The sequence below is a fragment of the Fibrobacter succinogenes subsp. succinogenes S85 genome, assembly GCF_000146505.1.
GTDB classification, from domain to species: Bacteria; Fibrobacterota; Fibrobacteria; order Fibrobacterales; family Fibrobacteraceae; genus Fibrobacter; species Fibrobacter succinogenes.
On sequence record NC_017448.1, the window covers coordinates 1,187,668 to 1,202,255 of the forward strand.

The window sequence follows — 14,588 nt, forward strand, 5'->3', positions numbered from 1 at the left end:
ACTCCTTTCTTTTATCTATAAATTGTAATATATATTATTTCTTTTACTTAGTTACCAGTTATGAATACAAAGCCCGCCGCTAACGCGACGGGTTTTCTTACATCAATTCTTTTTATTTAGAAGCTTCGCTCCCAATATATTTTATTCATTTACAGGGAACAAGGTAACCTTAGACACATCTATTTTGCAAGTTCCTGTGGGTGAATATTTTCCGACAGCGATGACGCTCAACCCTGCAGTCGTATCCACGAGACTTCTCAATTCAAATTCAATAAGGCTCGCATTTTTTGCCACTTCCTGAGCAGACATTTCTTCCCAAGTCAAGCATTTTTCAATAGGCGATGTCGACATCGGCAAGGTAGCGCTAGCTTCATGAGCGGAGTCAGCCACAAGCACAAGACGCGCATCCATCTCCGACATGTAAGTTACGCAGAGACCGCCCCAGGCGCTAACATCTCTAGGCTTGGGGTAGAAATCTTCGCTTTCTTCATCATAGCCAATAATCTGGAGACCGATGCCTGCAAAGGCTTCTTCATTATTGTTCTTTTGCAGGTTTACAGTCGCAGAAAGGCCTCCCTTCGACTTCACGACATCGGCTACCCAGACGGAAACACTCATGTACTTTGACGGCAATACATCCCATTCAAGCGACGATAAGCCACCTTCTTCCTGGTCGTTAAATTCATACCAGGATCCGCCTTCCAGGCCGTCATAGCCCGTAATCAAAGAATCTCCATCATCCTTCGGTGCTGCATTCCAGAGGCAGGAATCCTGTTCCAAAGAATCAATCTTGACAATACCGTGCTTATAGGAGCTAACGCCTTTAATGTTGAAGAATCCCGATTCCTTCGACTTGCCCATGAACTTGAATATCAGCGAAGTCACCTTTTTAGCCACTTCAGCACTGGAACCATTCTGGAATTCAGCCCATTTCGCACAACGTGCTGCGACAGAACCCTTTGTCGTCTTTTCAAAATTGACAGACGGCATGTCTTCCGCTGAAGCTTCTGCATCGCCATCCTTATAGCCAAGCAGGCCCTTCATCGAGAGTTCCGATTCATAGGAAACGCACAAGCCGTCCCATCCGGAAACATCTATAGCAGTATCCTTTTCGACAAGTGCAATACCCACGCCTGCGCTAACGTCAGAACCTTCTCCAAGTTCAACAGTTCCGCAAACACCGCCGCAATAGGAGACCACGGATTCCATGGCATCCGGCGAATCGTCTTCTTCCACGGACACAGGGAACGTAATTGAGGACCGTCCAAGAACAGGAGAGCTTTCAACGTACCAGTAACCGGTAACGCCGTCGCCCATATTGACACGAGCACTACCGTTCGCGCCATTCCACAGGTCGTACTTGTACTGTGTGTTGTCGGCAACCGGGTTGCCTTCTTCCGTAATCCCGGCAGTTTCTTTGGAACATGCGACCATGCCCAGCAAAAAAGCACAGGCAGAGATGTTAATTAGGTTCCTTAGCATCGCACTTGTCCTTTCCCCATGTCAGAGGGAACAGCTGTAAATTCAATCGGTAAACGCGGTCAGTACCGCGACTATTCAACGCAATCTGGGCAATCCTCTTTCTGCAGGTATCAAGCTCCTGCAAAATTTGTTCATAATCCTCATCGGAAATGCCCATCGTAAGACCCGTAAAATTACGTTCCTCCGGATCAAAACGGTCAATCGCTTCCCCAGCGAAAACGGCCATTTTGCGGTGCATATAGCGAAGCGCCATGGACACCACAGAAGACGAACCCTTCAAATGCTTGTCCGCCTGCTCGTAGGTATCGCCGTTTTTCTTTAAGAGCCCCACGCGTACCATGAAATCAAGCGAATCGCGGATTTCACCAGCAGAGACGCATTGACAGCAACGCCTGGCAATATCGCCCGGAGTCGCCTTCGGCATAATCGGCGCAAGCTCTCTCACCACCGGATGCACCCAGGATTCAAAATACTTGAACGCATCGCCATCGACAAGTTTTACCTTGTTATTGGCAGCAAGCTCCATCATGGATTCAAAGGCTATTTTGCGTTCCTGGTCCGTCTTGGCATGGCAATAAGTCACCATGGTCTTGAAATATTCAAGTTCAAAACCAGCAAGGCTCATGGCCATTCCGACCTTTTCTGCCCCTTGAGGAGAAAGGCGGGTCTTACCCTCACACACCAACTTCAAATAAGTTGGAGACGTAAAGCCCGAGGCTTTCGCATATTCACGCCACGAAAACGACGAAACTCGCTTACGTTCGTCGTAATAATCTTGCATATAAACGCGATAGTCCTGATATTCCGTCACCGACTTCATCGCAATAAATATATATAATTTTGTATTAAACGGCAACATTTCATGATACCGTTTACACGTTTTTAGCTTAAATTTGCAAGAATTGCCGAAATTTAATCAAAATCGGCATTTTCTATGATACAGGAAACTAGATTTGCCAATCGCAGAAGTTCTTGAGCATGGCAAGGCCGACTTCGCCACTCTTTTCCTGATGGAACTGGCTTGCAATTAAGTTATCCTTACCCAAGAGTCCCGTAAAGGTCTGCGTGCCGTAGGTCGTCTCGGCAAAGGAATATTCCGCCGGGACCTGCGGATAGTAGGAGTGTACGTAGTAAAAATCGCAACCGCTGCGGATACCCTTCATGATCGGGTGTTCACGCGTGAAGTTCACCTGGTTCCAGCCCATGTGCGGGATCTTGAGGCCCGGTTCATCCTTGAAACGCACCGCACGCCCAGGAATGAGTCCAAGCGTCTTGACGCCACCGTCTTCTTCGCTTTCTTCGAGAATAATCTGGCAGCCAATGCAGATGCCAAGCACCGGGTTCCCCGCCTTGACCACAGCCTTGATGGCCTCGCCGATTCCGGTTTTAGTCAAGGTTTCCATGGCAGATGCAGCAGCACCCACGCCCGGAAAAATCAAGCGTGTCGCCTTTGCGATTTCATCGGGATCGCGGCTCACCTTGGCATCAGCGCCAATAAACTTGAGCGCATTCATCACCGATGTCAAGTTGCCTGCATTGTAATCCACAACAGTAATAGCCATAGAAACCTCTTTAATTTTGCACGTACAAAGATAGAAAAAAGAACCGCCGAAGCGGTTCCCTTAAATAGTTTGGATTTGATTCTAAATTAGAACCAGCGCCAGGTCACACCGACAAGAATCACGTTCTTGTGCTGAGAATCCTTGTCCAAGTCCTTGTCGTAAGCGATATCGTAGCTGACCTGGAATTCAAACAGCGGAGAAAGCGAAACAGCGAGGAGGTTTTCCCACTTGCCATCGATTTCGTCAACACCCTTGAAGTTCACGAAAGCCCACAAACGGCTCTTGAAGGTCACGATTTCGGAGAAGGAATACTTGAATTCGGTAATGCTTTCAAGACCCGGTTCGTCCTTGAACTTTTCGAGTTTCTTGGTATCAGGGTCGTCAGCATAGGCATAGTCCGAAGAGATGGTCATGCGGTTTGCAAAGGCAAGACGCGTAGAGAAGTTGTCGTTCGGGAAGTAGCCGATACCAGCCATCTGAGTCACGTAGCCCGGAGCCATGAAGTGGGAGACGGTCGTCTTGATTTCGTTGCCATCTTCATCTTCGCTATAGTCATAACCTCTAGTAAACTGGGATTCGAAGCGAGCACCGATATACGGCTTAATCTTTTCAGAAGCATTAAAGTCAGCCATGGTTTCGTAGAAAATCTTATCGGAAGACTTGCGCTTACCGACACCGTCAATCCAGGTGTAACCAAGAGCAAGGTTCAGCTTGTTGCGCCAATCCACAACGCTCCAGTGATTCTTGAGGTCAGCATCATAGCTGAAGAGCCATGTGTAGGAAGACGTACCGTCTTCGAACTTCCAGTTGCTGAACTGCATACGGGTGAACTTAACGGCAGCGACCACATCAGCAGTCATGTTTTCAGGAAGCCAAGCTTCGAACATGCCCCCATCGGCAAATGCCGTCGATGCAGAAATAAGTGTGGCGCAAGCGATTGCGAATAATGACTTTTTCATATTACTTCCTTGTTTATGGTCCTTCTTTCCCATAGACCTTTTTGTTTGGCTTAAAGATAACATTTTTTTAAGCGAAAAACGGAACAGCCCCGATTTTCGATTACTATTATTACAAACATGTTACTTAAGCGCCTCGTCACAATATTTTTCTTGATTTTTTGCACCGGGAACGTACTAGCCAAGGATTCTCCCGAGAAATCGCCATGGACGTTTGAGGCGGGTATTTCGGCTGGGCGCCCTACCCCGATCATGCTGAATGCGGGGGTCGGCTACAAGAACATCTTTTTCAGAGCGATGGGTGGCGGCATGTACTTTGGCACCGACGATTTCTGGGTCGGGTTCCGTGGCGGTTTTGCCTGGGAATTTTTCCGCGAACTGCCGTTTACGCTAGACCTTGGAATTGGGAGCGGATACGCGTTTGCCAAGGCGCCCAACGGATATCTCAAGGCATTGAACAGGGCTAACGGAGAGCGCATGGTGCGCTCGTACAACTATAAGGAAGCGCTTGACATTTCTCCCGAAATACGAGCAAGCATCTACGGGATATTTACCTACATCGCAATTCCGGTACACTGCTTTATGAAACACGATGAACCGACAGTTCTCTGGCAAGTCGGGTATGCATATAGGTTCTGATTAGACGAGAGAATTCTGAGATGTCCGAAATGTCTCTACATTAATTTATCACAAGCAATTATTTATCAATCGTTTAGTCTTTGACGCAACGAACTGAAAAAGCCATGAACTTGGGACGATAGTCCACATCCGCATTGTCATTCCTATAGATCAAGCGCATGGCATACGCATACTCGTCACTCTTCTCTGTAGAGATCCAAAAAGTTGCTTCGTTGCCCACATAGGTATAATCACCCCCACCATCCCTGTAGCCGACAGGCAAAGCCGAGAACGCGTAATCATCCGAGCCGTTGCCGCTAGCTTTGGCAAAGTTCCAGCCACTTGTTGATTTAAGCATCTTGCCCGCAACAGAGTCGCCGCCAACAGCAGAGAACAATGTTTCAAACTCCGCTTTTGTCGGCAAGTGCCAGCCATTCGGACAAACACCACGCACCGGGGACATCGCCGAACATTCCGATTTATAGCCGCACCCCTTGCCGTTCGAACTCCACTCGCCTGCGCTGTCCATCGCCGCAGCCCATGTGTACAGGCGACCGTACTTGGTGCAGTTGGAGGAATCGTCATTGAAACAGAATGATTTTTCCGTTTCAATGTTCAAGTTCTGAGCCATCCACGTCTGTTTTCCGATAACGACAGTCTTATAGGTTTGACCGTCGCGGGAGTCCGTCAAAGTCGATAAAGACTCCTTCCCCGAAGGGCTGGTTACAGAACTATCATCGCCGCAGGCGGCAAGGAAAAGTCCAATCCAAAGAGAAGCACAAAGAACAAATTTTTTCATACAACAGAATATATAAAAAATCCCGGCTCGGATGAGTCGGGAAAAAGGCGACCCCGGCGCTTCGGCACGCTCAGCGACCTTAAGCCGGGGTGACATTGTCAAGAAAATTACTTCTTGAGGCTCGGAACGCCACCGAAGTCGACGTTCGTCTTCTTGCCGAGCAAGAGAGCGCGAGTCTTGAGCGGGAGGCCGTAGCAACGGATGAAGCCCGTAGCGTCCTTCTGGTCGTACATGTCAACGTCCGTGAATCCACCGAGGCCCATGTCGTACAAGCTGTACGGGCTCTTGATGCCAGCCGGGATGATGTTGCCCTTGTAAAGCTTGAGGGTAACTTCACCCGTCACAACCTTGTTCACTTCATTGAAGAAGGCGTCCATAGCCTGGCGGAGCGGAGTGAACCACTGGCCATTGTAGACAAGGTTTGCGTATGTCATAGACATCTTCTGAGCTTCGAACAAAGTTTCCTTGTCAAGCACGAGCTGCTGCAAGCATTCGTGAGCCTTGTAAAGGAGCGTGCCACCCGGAGTTTCATAAACACCGCGGCTCTTGAGGCCGACAAGGCGGTTTTCAACGATGTCCAAAAGACCGCAAGCGTTCTTGCCACCGATTTCGTTCAAGAATTCGAGAAGTTCAACAGCGCCCATCTTCTTGCCGTTGATAGCGACCGGATTGCCCTTTTCAAAGGAGATCGTCACGTGATCGGCCTTGTTCGGAGCCTTTTCATACGTGTTGGTGTGCTTGAGGAATTCGTACTTGTGTTCCTGTTCCGGGAATTCCAAGACGCCACCTTCGTGAGAAAGGTGCCAGAGGTTGCCGTCTTCGGAGTAGATCTTCTTCTTGCTGATGCCGTTGAGCGGAATCTTGTGTGCAGCAGCGTAGTCGATAGCGTCTTCGCGGCTGTGGAATGTCCAACGCGGGTCCTTCCACGGAGCGATGACTTCAAGCTTCGGGTTGAGAGCTGCGTAGGTGAGTTCGAAACGAACCTGGTCGTTACCCTTACCGGTAGCACCGTGAGCAACAGCGTAAGCGCCTTCCTTTTCGGCGATCTTGACCTGGTACTTAGCGATGAGTGGACGAGCGAAAGACGTACCGAGGAGGTAAGTGCCTTCGTACTTTGCACCGGCGCGAACGGTCGGCCAAACGTATTCTTCAAGGAATTCCTTCTTGAGGTCGAGAACGTAGCACTTGGAAGCACCGGTCTTGAGAGCCTTTTCTTCGAGAGCCTTTGCGTTCGGGAAGTCATTCTGGCCGAGGTCGGCTGCGAATGCAATCACTTCGACGTCGTAGGTTTCCTTGAGCCAAGGAATGATGATGGAGGTGTCAAGTCCACCGCTGTAAGCGAGGACGACTTTCTTCTTGGATTCTGTTTTAGCCATTTTGAATGTCCTTATGGAAAATTTTTTAGACGGAATAAATGTAGTAAAAAAAGTTATTAGTTGTTAGTTACTAGTTAATAGTCATTAGTTACTAGTTATTTGTAGGTAGCTAATAGTCTATATAGTTGGTAGAACTCAGAACTTAAAACCTAAAGCGCAATACATTTTTTCTATTTTCAAAAACATGAAACTTTCGGACAGAGCGCTTGGCTACATTTCTCTCATTGTTTTTGCAGGTATCTTTGCAGGCATTTCTTTTGGCATGTGGGCGGCCCACCAAAACGTACACCAGACAGCAATCGTCGATTTCAAGGAACTGGGTTCATTGCAGCCCGAAGATCCCGTGGTGTTGCATGGCTACCGAGTCGGCACTATTGGAAGCGTCACCTGGCTTAAGGACCGCTCCCGTGTGAAGATTCATTTCACCGAACCGCTCAAGCTCCGCGAAGGTACGCAATTCAACAATGTAAACTACGCGCTCATGGGGCAACGCCGTCTCGAAATCATCCCGTCAAAGACGGGAACTCTCATGCCAGAAAACCACGTGTTCCAAGGGCATTTTGAACCGGGCATTGCAGAAACACTCCGACTCGTTGAAAACGTAAACGAGCAGCTTGAAGCTGTGCGAAAGACAATTCTGCTGCTTGCGCAGGGAGACTCTTCGCACAAGTCCGCTCCGGAAATCTACGAAGAAGCGATGCATTCCATTGAAGATATTTTCGCGCATACCGAAAAAACAGTCAGCAAACTCGGCCCCAAGATGAACAAGCTTTTCAAGCAAATGAATTCTTCGACCAAAGCCATTTCCAAGACCGCCCTTCAAGCCGACTCGGCAATCAAGACTGTCACAGCTTCTGCCAACGAAAAACTTTCTCTTGTGGACTCCGTCGTCATCACGCTTACAGAAAATGCAAAAAAGACAAACGAAGTTCTCACGAGCATTGAAAAGGGCATTGATTCCCAAACGCTTTTGCAATCCAAGGAACTTGTCGAAAACATCAACGAAATTATTGCAAGCCTCAACAAGGCCGTGCAAACCATCGACACGAAGAATTTTGGATTCAAGGATAAAGACGGCAATCCGATCAAGCTGATTACCTGGAAGAACATGAACATCGTTGGCGACAACGCCCGCGACAAAGCTCGCAAGCGATTGGAAGAAGCCAAGGCTCAACAAGAACAAAAGAAAGCAGGCAAGTAAATGGATTTATCAAGCCTGCCCGGACTTGGTCCCAAGAGACTTGAAAAGCTGAACAAGTCCGGCTTAAGTACCATAGCCGATCTTTTATACAACATTCCGCGCACTTACCTCGACCAGACCAAGGTTTCAAAGATTGCGGAACTGCACGATGGCGACCGCGCGGTCGTGATTGGAATTATCACAAGAGCAGGGATTGTCAAAGGGCGCATGTCGCGCTTTATGGCAGTCCTCACGGATGGCACCGCCGAAATTTCGCTTTTATTTTTCCGCGGCACACGATTCATCGCAAACCGCGTGAAGCCGGGAACACGTTGGCTTGTTTCGGGTACGGTCGGTTCATACCGCGGGCTGCAATTGGTGCATCCGGACATGCAGCCGTTCGACGAAGGCGAAGCATTTAACGGACAAATTCTCCCCGTCTACCCGATTAGCGAAGTTTGCCGTGAAGCCAAAATGGAACAGCGGTTTTTCCGCAATTTGTACAAGACGATTTTCAATTTTCCAGGACTCACGCTCCCGAACGCTTGCCCACGCGAACTCACGGACTATTTGCACTTTGCACCTGTGATGGACAATCTCCGTACGCTCCACATGCCGAAAGATTTTGATTCCATTTACAAGGCGAAGCGCGAGCTCAAGATTTTGGAGCTTTTGCCGTTTTGCCTGCGTATGGTGAAGCGCCGCGAAAATCAAAAGATTCGCGGGCATGAACGCCAGATTGATTTGGGGAACGTGATGGCAGCGAAAGCGCGCCTCCCGTTCCAACTGACCGCAGGTCAGGACGCGGCGCTGAACACAATCATTGACGGTCTCAATGGCAAAAAGCAGTTCCACGCACTGTTGCAAGGCGACGTGGGCTGCGGAAAGACCGTAGTCGCCATGCTCGCCATTATGGCCGTCTGCGGAGCAGGCGAACAGTGCGCGTTGATGGTCCCGACAGACATTCTCGCCCGCCAGCATTTCAAGTCGCTCAAGCCGTTCTTTGATGCGGCAGGCATCCGCGTGCATCTGCTTGTTGGAGCAACTCCCGCCGCCGAAAAGAAAGTGATTCTCGGGGAACTCCAGATGGGGCTCTGCAACGTTGTCATCGGAACGCATGCACTCTTTAGCAAGGACGTTTTCTTTGCAAAGCTCGGGCTCGTGATTATCGACGAACAGCACCGTTTCGGCGTGAGCCAGCGCGAAGCGCTGCTCGCCAAAGGCGACTACCCCGACATGCTCGTCATGAGCGCTACGCCGATTCCGCGAAGCCTCGCGATGACGCTATATGGCGATTTGAAAGTCATCAGCATCAAGGAAAAGCCGGCAGGACGCAAGCCCATCAAGACGCGCCTCGTGAACGCCGCGAAGCGCGAATCGATGAAGCAGTTTATTTGCAAGGAAGCCGCCGGCGGAAATCTCTGCTACTGGATTGCAAGCCGCGTAAACGCCGATGGTTCAGACAATGCCGACGAGAGTAGCGCCCGCAGTGTCGATGACATCGTGAACGAAATGCGTTCCTTTATCGCCGCCTTCGGCCACACTGATGCAAACATCGCAAAGCTCAAAGTCGCAGGCGTCCACGGCCAAATGGACGACACGCAAAGAGACGAAATTATCAAGCGCTTTGCCGCCGGCGAAATCCAGATTCTAGTTGCTACAACCGTTATCGAAGTCGGCGTGAACGTCCCTGCCGCAAATCTCATGGTCATCGACCAGCCAGACCGATTCGGTCTGGCGCAGCTCCACCAGCTGCGCGGCCGCGTAGGCCGTGGCAATCAAGAAGCCTGGTGCTTCTTGATGACGCCTGAAGGCGAAGCCGCCGAAACAAGCATGGAACGCCTCTCGCAATTTGCCGCCACCGAAGACGGCTTTGAAATTGCAGAACTTGACCTGAAAACACGCGGCGCCGGAAACCTCGAAGGCAACGAGCAAAGCGGAGCCTGGGTATTCCGCTGGTTTGACTGGATTCACGACCAGGAACTCATTTCACAAACGCTTGAACGCGCAGAGCATATATTAAAAGACGGTTCCGCATTTAACGAAACCGCCAAAGAAAAAATCCAGACTTGGTATAACGAGAAGCCCTCGGCAAACGAGGACGGCGTCCATTAAAAATTAGAGCAAACGCGTCATTGTCCCGACAACAAGCGCAATCAAGACGACGTTCAAGAAGAACATGGCGCGGCGCACAATCAAGAAGAAAATCGCCTGCCAATGGAAGATATGGTCCGTCGGATTGACGAGTTCCTTTGCGGCCAAAAACACATTGATACCGCCCGTCATCACAAGCATAAAGGCACCTACAAAATAGCCTTCGTTCCAAACGAGAATCGTGAGCCACGAGCCCGCAATCATGGCGATAATGCCGATGATAATTTCGACACGCAAAAAGATGCGTTTAGCCTCGCGAGCCCTTCTCCGGCGATTTTCGCGAGCCGTCACGTCTTGATTTTTTTCTTCATCCGTCGCCATGTTTAACAACCCTTAAAAGTTTGTCTTCTAATTTACAAGGAATACGATGTCGTCACAGAGTAATGGGGTTTGCCTTTAAGTACACCGTTCAGCGGGAAACTCACGTCAATCTTGTTGATCAAGCGAGTGATAGACTTTGTCTGAGCCAAACGGATGCCAAAGCCAGCCACATAAATCAAATCCTTACGCCTAATATCCTTGATCGTCGGGGCCGTTTCGCCGACACTACCAAAAGCGACTACAACAGGCGCTAATGTCAAAATTTCAAAATCAGGGAACCAGCGCTGTTCCAAATTGCCATAAATGCGAGCTTGCCCGGCGTAAAAACCGGTCGGGAATCCGAAACCATCAGAATCGCCAAGCGTCAACTGGTAGCCTAGTTTAGCGTCATCATACAAATCCACAAGTCCCGACAAAGCCGTAGAAAAACGCATACTCGGGTGGAAAATGTACTCGCCATTTAAACGGCCATAAAAATCACGACGCTTTCCATGGTCCAAATAAAAATACATATACGACTTCAAAGTCAAATGATGATTTAAGTGGCCAAGGTAAAGGTCCGTCCAGAAGTCCAAACGGATGTCGTTATTGTCGGAGCCAAGTTGTTCGTAATTTTTAGAAAGCTGAGCCTTAACGGAGAATCCCTTATCAATATCTTCAGTCCACCTGACGTTGTGGAAATTCTTGATTTTTTCGTAACGCAAGTTAGAGTACATGATATAAAAACCAAGGCGGGAATCCTTGCGTTCCTGAGTCCATTCGTTCACAGCGCTTGCAGAATCCACCGCATACACGTCGTCACCATACATGAACGCATAAGGCAATACTCGACCTTCATTTGCAGTTTCACGCAAGTAATCATAGGTCGCGCCCAAGTAGATTTTGCGTTGCGTTCCACCAAACGAGCGGCTGAATCGGAGGCTCAAGGAATCAGTAATATAATCCTCAATGGCCATCACCTTCACAGATTTTTTCCCATTGTAACGAGATAAGGAATTGAGGTATTTATCCGTTGCAATCGAATCGATTTGGCGGTCGCTCTTTTTCTTATTGTCCAGATCCTTACGGGCAATTTCTAATTGTTTGAGGAAAGCCTTATTTTGTGTATAATCATAAATTTTTGCGCCCGACGGGAGCTCGCCGCGACCATAATAAAAGACATTACGCTTGTTCTTCAAACCCTCAAGTGTGTACGCCCACTGGTTCACGCTACGGCTGAGGAACGGCACGTACATTTTCCAGCTCGCCAAGTAACCATCCGTATTGTAGCTGTACAAAAGGTCTAAATGGTTGTAGCGGAAAAGGAAATGCGGGTCGCCATATTCCAACTGCCACATATCGCGGAATTGATCATGTCCAAAGTAAAAACCGAGCTTTTGGCCAAGCCCAAGGAAATTGCTTTCTTGAACACCTATACCCCAAACGAGATTGTCGTAGCTCCACTCACTTCCCGAAAAACCTAAAGCAAAAGGAATCGTAAGAGTCCAGTTATCGCTCGTCTGGACCGTCACGACTTTTTTGCCTTCTTCGTCGGCAACGGAAATACTGGCGTCAGAAAGGAATTTCTGATCGCGCAAAAAACGTTCCGATTCCAAAAGCAAGTTCAAGTTGACGAGGTCGCCTTTGTCAAAAAGCAGAAGCTTACTCACCGTCGATTCGCGGGTTTCGATATGCACCCAGTTCAGAATGTCATACGCCCACCGGTCGTACTTCGTATGCGCCTTGGAATCGTCAAAGGCATCGCCAATATTGTAGCGGATTTCGTCCACACGGAAAACGGCATTAGAATCAACCACATCGGCAAAGGATGCGGCCGCAAAACTCAACAAACAAAATATTAATTTTTTCACGGCAAGAATATACAATTTTAGACGAGAGGAAAAAAGATGAAAGACGAGAGATATCGTCTATTTCTATACTTGCACATTCACGATGCTTTTTCTACATTTCGCCACGAGTGGCGGATGGCCGCCGGCAGCGAGCAATCAAAGCTGGAGGAAAGTCCGGGCACCGCAGGGCAAGATGCTGGATAACGTCCAGGCGCGGTAACGCGACAGAAAGTGCAGCAGAGAATAGACCGCCCGCAGCAATGCGGGTAAGGGTGAAACGGCGAGGTAAGAGCTCACCGCGCTCCTGGTGACAGGAGTGGCATGGTAAACCTCATCCGGTGCAAGACCAAGCAGGATTCCGTTCGAAAGAACCTGGTGCGGCCCGTGCCAGCTGGATATCCGGGTAGGTCGCTTGAGGCGGTCGGTAACGATTCGTCCAGAGAGATGGTCATCGCTTCGCAAGAAGTACAGAACCCGGCTTATAACTACTCTACTATGAAGGCTTCCGCGACAAACGGAAGCCTTCACCATTTTTAATCGTAGAGGTCGTCTTCTTTTTGACGATTTTGACTATCTTCCCAATTTTTCTCTTCCCACTTGCAATCTTCGGCAAAAGAATTCGTTCTAGAGATAAGCTCATCCAATGGAGCATTCTCAAAAGCAATTATAAAGTAAGAGACCTGGCCTTCGCAATATGTTTCAATAAAATTTTTCTTGTTTGATTTTTCCTTAACCGCTTCATTGAATTCCATGCACATCGCCACTTTATTGCGATTGTTCAAATTGTAGTAGGAATCCTCGTAATACTGCGTACCGTTACCATCAGCATCAAAAGTCAATCGTTCAACATGACCTTGGCGGTTCGGAATATTAAACTTCTTTTCGCTCCATATTTTTCCATCTGGTTCTTCACCATGGGTCACAATACAATAAAAATTGGGATCCCCATTCTCAGGGAAACTACCCTTCTTGGCGTTTGACGTATTCGCGCCAGTTCCATTATTTGAGGAAGCCGCATTATTCTGATTATTTGACGTAGACGAAGCGTCACTATTGCTAGAAGCCGAGTCATCGCAAGCCGTCAAAGCAAAGGCAAGCGCAATTGAGCCCATAGCAAGCAAAAACTTTTTCATTCCATTTCTCCTTTCTTAAAAATTTCTCTTACAAACTTACAAATTTTTTCATACCCGCAAAAGTGACTGCTATGCTCACGAGTACAGATAAAGCCAAAATTACAAGCGGAATAAACAAGCCACTCAAAAAAACTTCATGGCCAAGTTGCACAAGCAAAAGAAGAGGAATGATAAAGAACAATGTAATGTGCGTCGCTGCACGGACAGTCTTAACGCGAAGCGATACCATCAGCGAAAACGCGGTCGTCAAAAGCACCGCCGAAAGTGCTCCAAGCATTGAAGCGATCGCCGCCATCGCCGTAATTTCAGAATGAGAAAACCAGTAGCCGAGCTGAGCCAAAAGAGCAAACACAACCGGAAACGGGAGAATCGCAAATAGCTTGCCCCAAAAGAGCTTCGCAGGCGCAATCGGAGAAAGCTGCAAAAGTTCCAGCGAATTGCGTTCACGCTCGCCCGCAAAAGAATCACCCGCCAAGGGAGCGCCCATCGGGGCCATCAAGCAACCGAGCAACAGCATCATGTAGCTTTCCATGCCCTGCATAATCTCTCCACCGTAACGCGACACAGCAATCGCCTGGCTCGCCGCAAGAATCACCGGCGGGATGATAAACGGAATCCAAAAACGCGGATCCCTAAAGATCAAACGAAGTTCGTGTTTAAAAACATGGAGCATATATCTAACCTAGAACTTAGCAAAAAAAGAACTCTCACAGCAGCAATTTCAGTCATTTCGTGCTACCAAATTGAAAATTTCGTATTTTTTGTAGCATACTTTTATATTTTCAGGTTTGTCATGAGCGATAATTTGAAAAATAAACTCTACGTGTGGGCGGTATTCACTGTCGGAGGGCTTATATTTGGAGCTTTTCTGGTTCCTATTTTCGGCTTTGAAAAAGTGTTTTACGTATTCCTTACATATTCTCTTTTTTCTGCAATCTGCATTTTTGTATTTGGAGTATTTCCGGCAGAAAGACCCATAAATGGGAAACAGCAATTCATCGACGATTATTTTTCGGAAGAAGATAACCACGGCGACGAAACGGACAAATTCGACGAAATTATGGGCTTAAGAGAAAAAGAAAAATCCTTTGACGAACTCATCGCCGCAAGGAAGAAAGACAAATAGAATACAAAACGGGACTCTTTCGAGTCCCGTTTTTTTAAATGGCGACCCCAGC

Annotated in this window: 14 protein-coding genes and 1 other RNA gene; 5 read left to right on the forward strand and 10 right to left on the reverse strand. The window is 48.3% G+C overall.

Features of this window, described 5'->3' with window-relative positions; all coding sequences use genetic code 11:
• Window positions 1-141: 141 nt before the first annotated feature.
• The 4 genes from FSU_RS05035 to FSU_RS05050 form a co-directional block, all read right to left on the reverse strand.
• Window positions 142-1,482, reverse strand: coding sequence for a hypothetical protein (locus FSU_RS05035; protein WP_014545408.1), 1,341 nt, complete (start codon window positions 1,480-1,482; stop codon window positions 142-144).
• Window positions 1,463-2,341 carry a TIGR02147 family protein gene (locus FSU_RS05040; protein WP_014545409.1) on the reverse strand — a complete coding sequence of 293 codons (879 nt, stop codon included), beginning with the start codon at window positions 2,339-2,341 and terminating at the stop codon, window positions 1,463-1,465. The genes FSU_RS05035 and FSU_RS05040 overlap by 20 nt, the downstream gene beginning before the upstream one ends.
• 88 nt (window positions 2,342-2,429) lie before the next feature.
• Window positions 2,430-3,044, reverse strand: a complete 615-nt coding sequence (gene hisH, locus FSU_RS05045) for an imidazole glycerol phosphate synthase subunit HisH (RefSeq protein ID WP_014545410.1) — start codon at window positions 3,042-3,044, stop codon at window positions 2,430-2,432.
• 86 nt (window positions 3,045-3,130) lie between these two features.
• Entirely contained in the window at window positions 3,131-4,003 is an 873-nt protein-coding gene (locus FSU_RS05050; RefSeq protein WP_015731767.1) for a DUF3078 domain-containing protein, read from the reverse strand.
• 117 nt (window positions 4,004-4,120) lie between these two features.
• Here FSU_RS05050 and FSU_RS05055 point away from each other — a divergent pair, with 117 nt between their 5' ends.
• Complete coding sequence (locus tag FSU_RS05055; RefSeq protein WP_014545412.1) at window positions 4,121-4,639, forward strand: hypothetical protein; 519 nt, start codon at window positions 4,121-4,123, stop codon at window positions 4,637-4,639.
• Between the two features lie 73 nt (window positions 4,640-4,712).
• Here FSU_RS05055 and FSU_RS05060 read toward each other — a convergent pair whose 3' ends face one another.
• Together FSU_RS05060 and FSU_RS05065 are read right to left on the reverse strand one after the other, a co-directional pair.
• Window positions 4,713-5,417, reverse strand: a complete 705-nt coding sequence (locus FSU_RS05060) for a fibrobacter succinogenes major paralogous domain-containing protein (RefSeq protein WP_015731768.1) — start codon at window positions 5,415-5,417, stop codon at window positions 4,713-4,715.
• Between the two features lie 107 nt (window positions 5,418-5,524).
• Entirely contained in the window at window positions 5,525-6,793 is a 1,269-nt protein-coding gene (locus FSU_RS05065) for an argininosuccinate synthase (RefSeq protein ID WP_014545414.1), read from the reverse strand.
• 184 nt (window positions 6,794-6,977) lie between these two features.
• Between FSU_RS05065 and FSU_RS05070 the strand changes: the two genes are divergently transcribed.
• Window positions 6,978-7,994, forward strand: a complete 1,017-nt coding sequence (locus FSU_RS05070) for an MlaD family protein (RefSeq protein WP_014545415.1) — start codon at window positions 6,978-6,980, stop codon at window positions 7,992-7,994.
• Window positions 7,995-10,088, forward strand: coding sequence for an ATP-dependent DNA helicase RecG (locus tag FSU_RS05075; RefSeq protein ID WP_014545416.1), 2,094 nt, complete (start codon window positions 7,995-7,997; stop codon window positions 10,086-10,088).
• 3 nt (window positions 10,089-10,091) lie between these two features.
• Here FSU_RS05075 and FSU_RS05080 read toward each other — a convergent pair whose 3' ends face one another.
• Together FSU_RS05080 and FSU_RS05085 are read right to left on the reverse strand one after the other, a co-directional pair.
• Window positions 10,092-10,448: a hypothetical protein gene (locus FSU_RS05080; protein ID WP_015731769.1), complete on the reverse strand. Its 357-nt coding sequence runs from the start codon at window positions 10,446-10,448 to the stop codon at window positions 10,092-10,094.
• 32 nt (window positions 10,449-10,480) lie between these two features.
• Complete coding sequence (locus tag FSU_RS05085) at window positions 10,481-12,277, reverse strand: BamA/TamA family outer membrane protein (protein ID WP_155808696.1); 1,797 nt, start codon at window positions 12,275-12,277, stop codon at window positions 10,481-10,483.
• Between the two features lie 125 nt (window positions 12,278-12,402).
• Here FSU_RS05085 and rnpB point away from each other — a divergent pair.
• Window positions 12,403-12,773, forward strand: an RNA gene (rnpB, locus tag FSU_RS16025) — RNase P RNA component class A.
• 37 nt (window positions 12,774-12,810) lie between these two features.
• Here rnpB and FSU_RS05095 read toward each other — a convergent pair.
• Together FSU_RS05095 and FSU_RS05100 are read right to left on the reverse strand one after the other, a co-directional pair.
• Entirely contained in the window at window positions 12,811-13,410 is a 600-nt protein-coding gene (locus tag FSU_RS05095; protein WP_014545419.1) for a hypothetical protein, read from the reverse strand.
• A gap of 28 nt (window positions 13,411-13,438) precedes the next feature.
• Window positions 13,439-14,083 (reverse strand): ABC transporter permease, encoded by a 645-nt coding sequence (locus FSU_RS05100; RefSeq protein WP_014545420.1) that lies wholly within the window; start codon window positions 14,081-14,083, stop codon window positions 13,439-13,441.
• 132 nt (window positions 14,084-14,215) lie between these two features.
• On the opposite strand from FSU_RS05100, the gene FSU_RS05105 reads away from it, so the two are divergent.
• Window positions 14,216-14,536 (forward strand): hypothetical protein, encoded by a 321-nt coding sequence (locus FSU_RS05105; protein WP_155808699.1) that lies wholly within the window; start codon window positions 14,216-14,218, stop codon window positions 14,534-14,536.
• Window positions 14,537-14,588 lie beyond the last annotated feature (52 nt).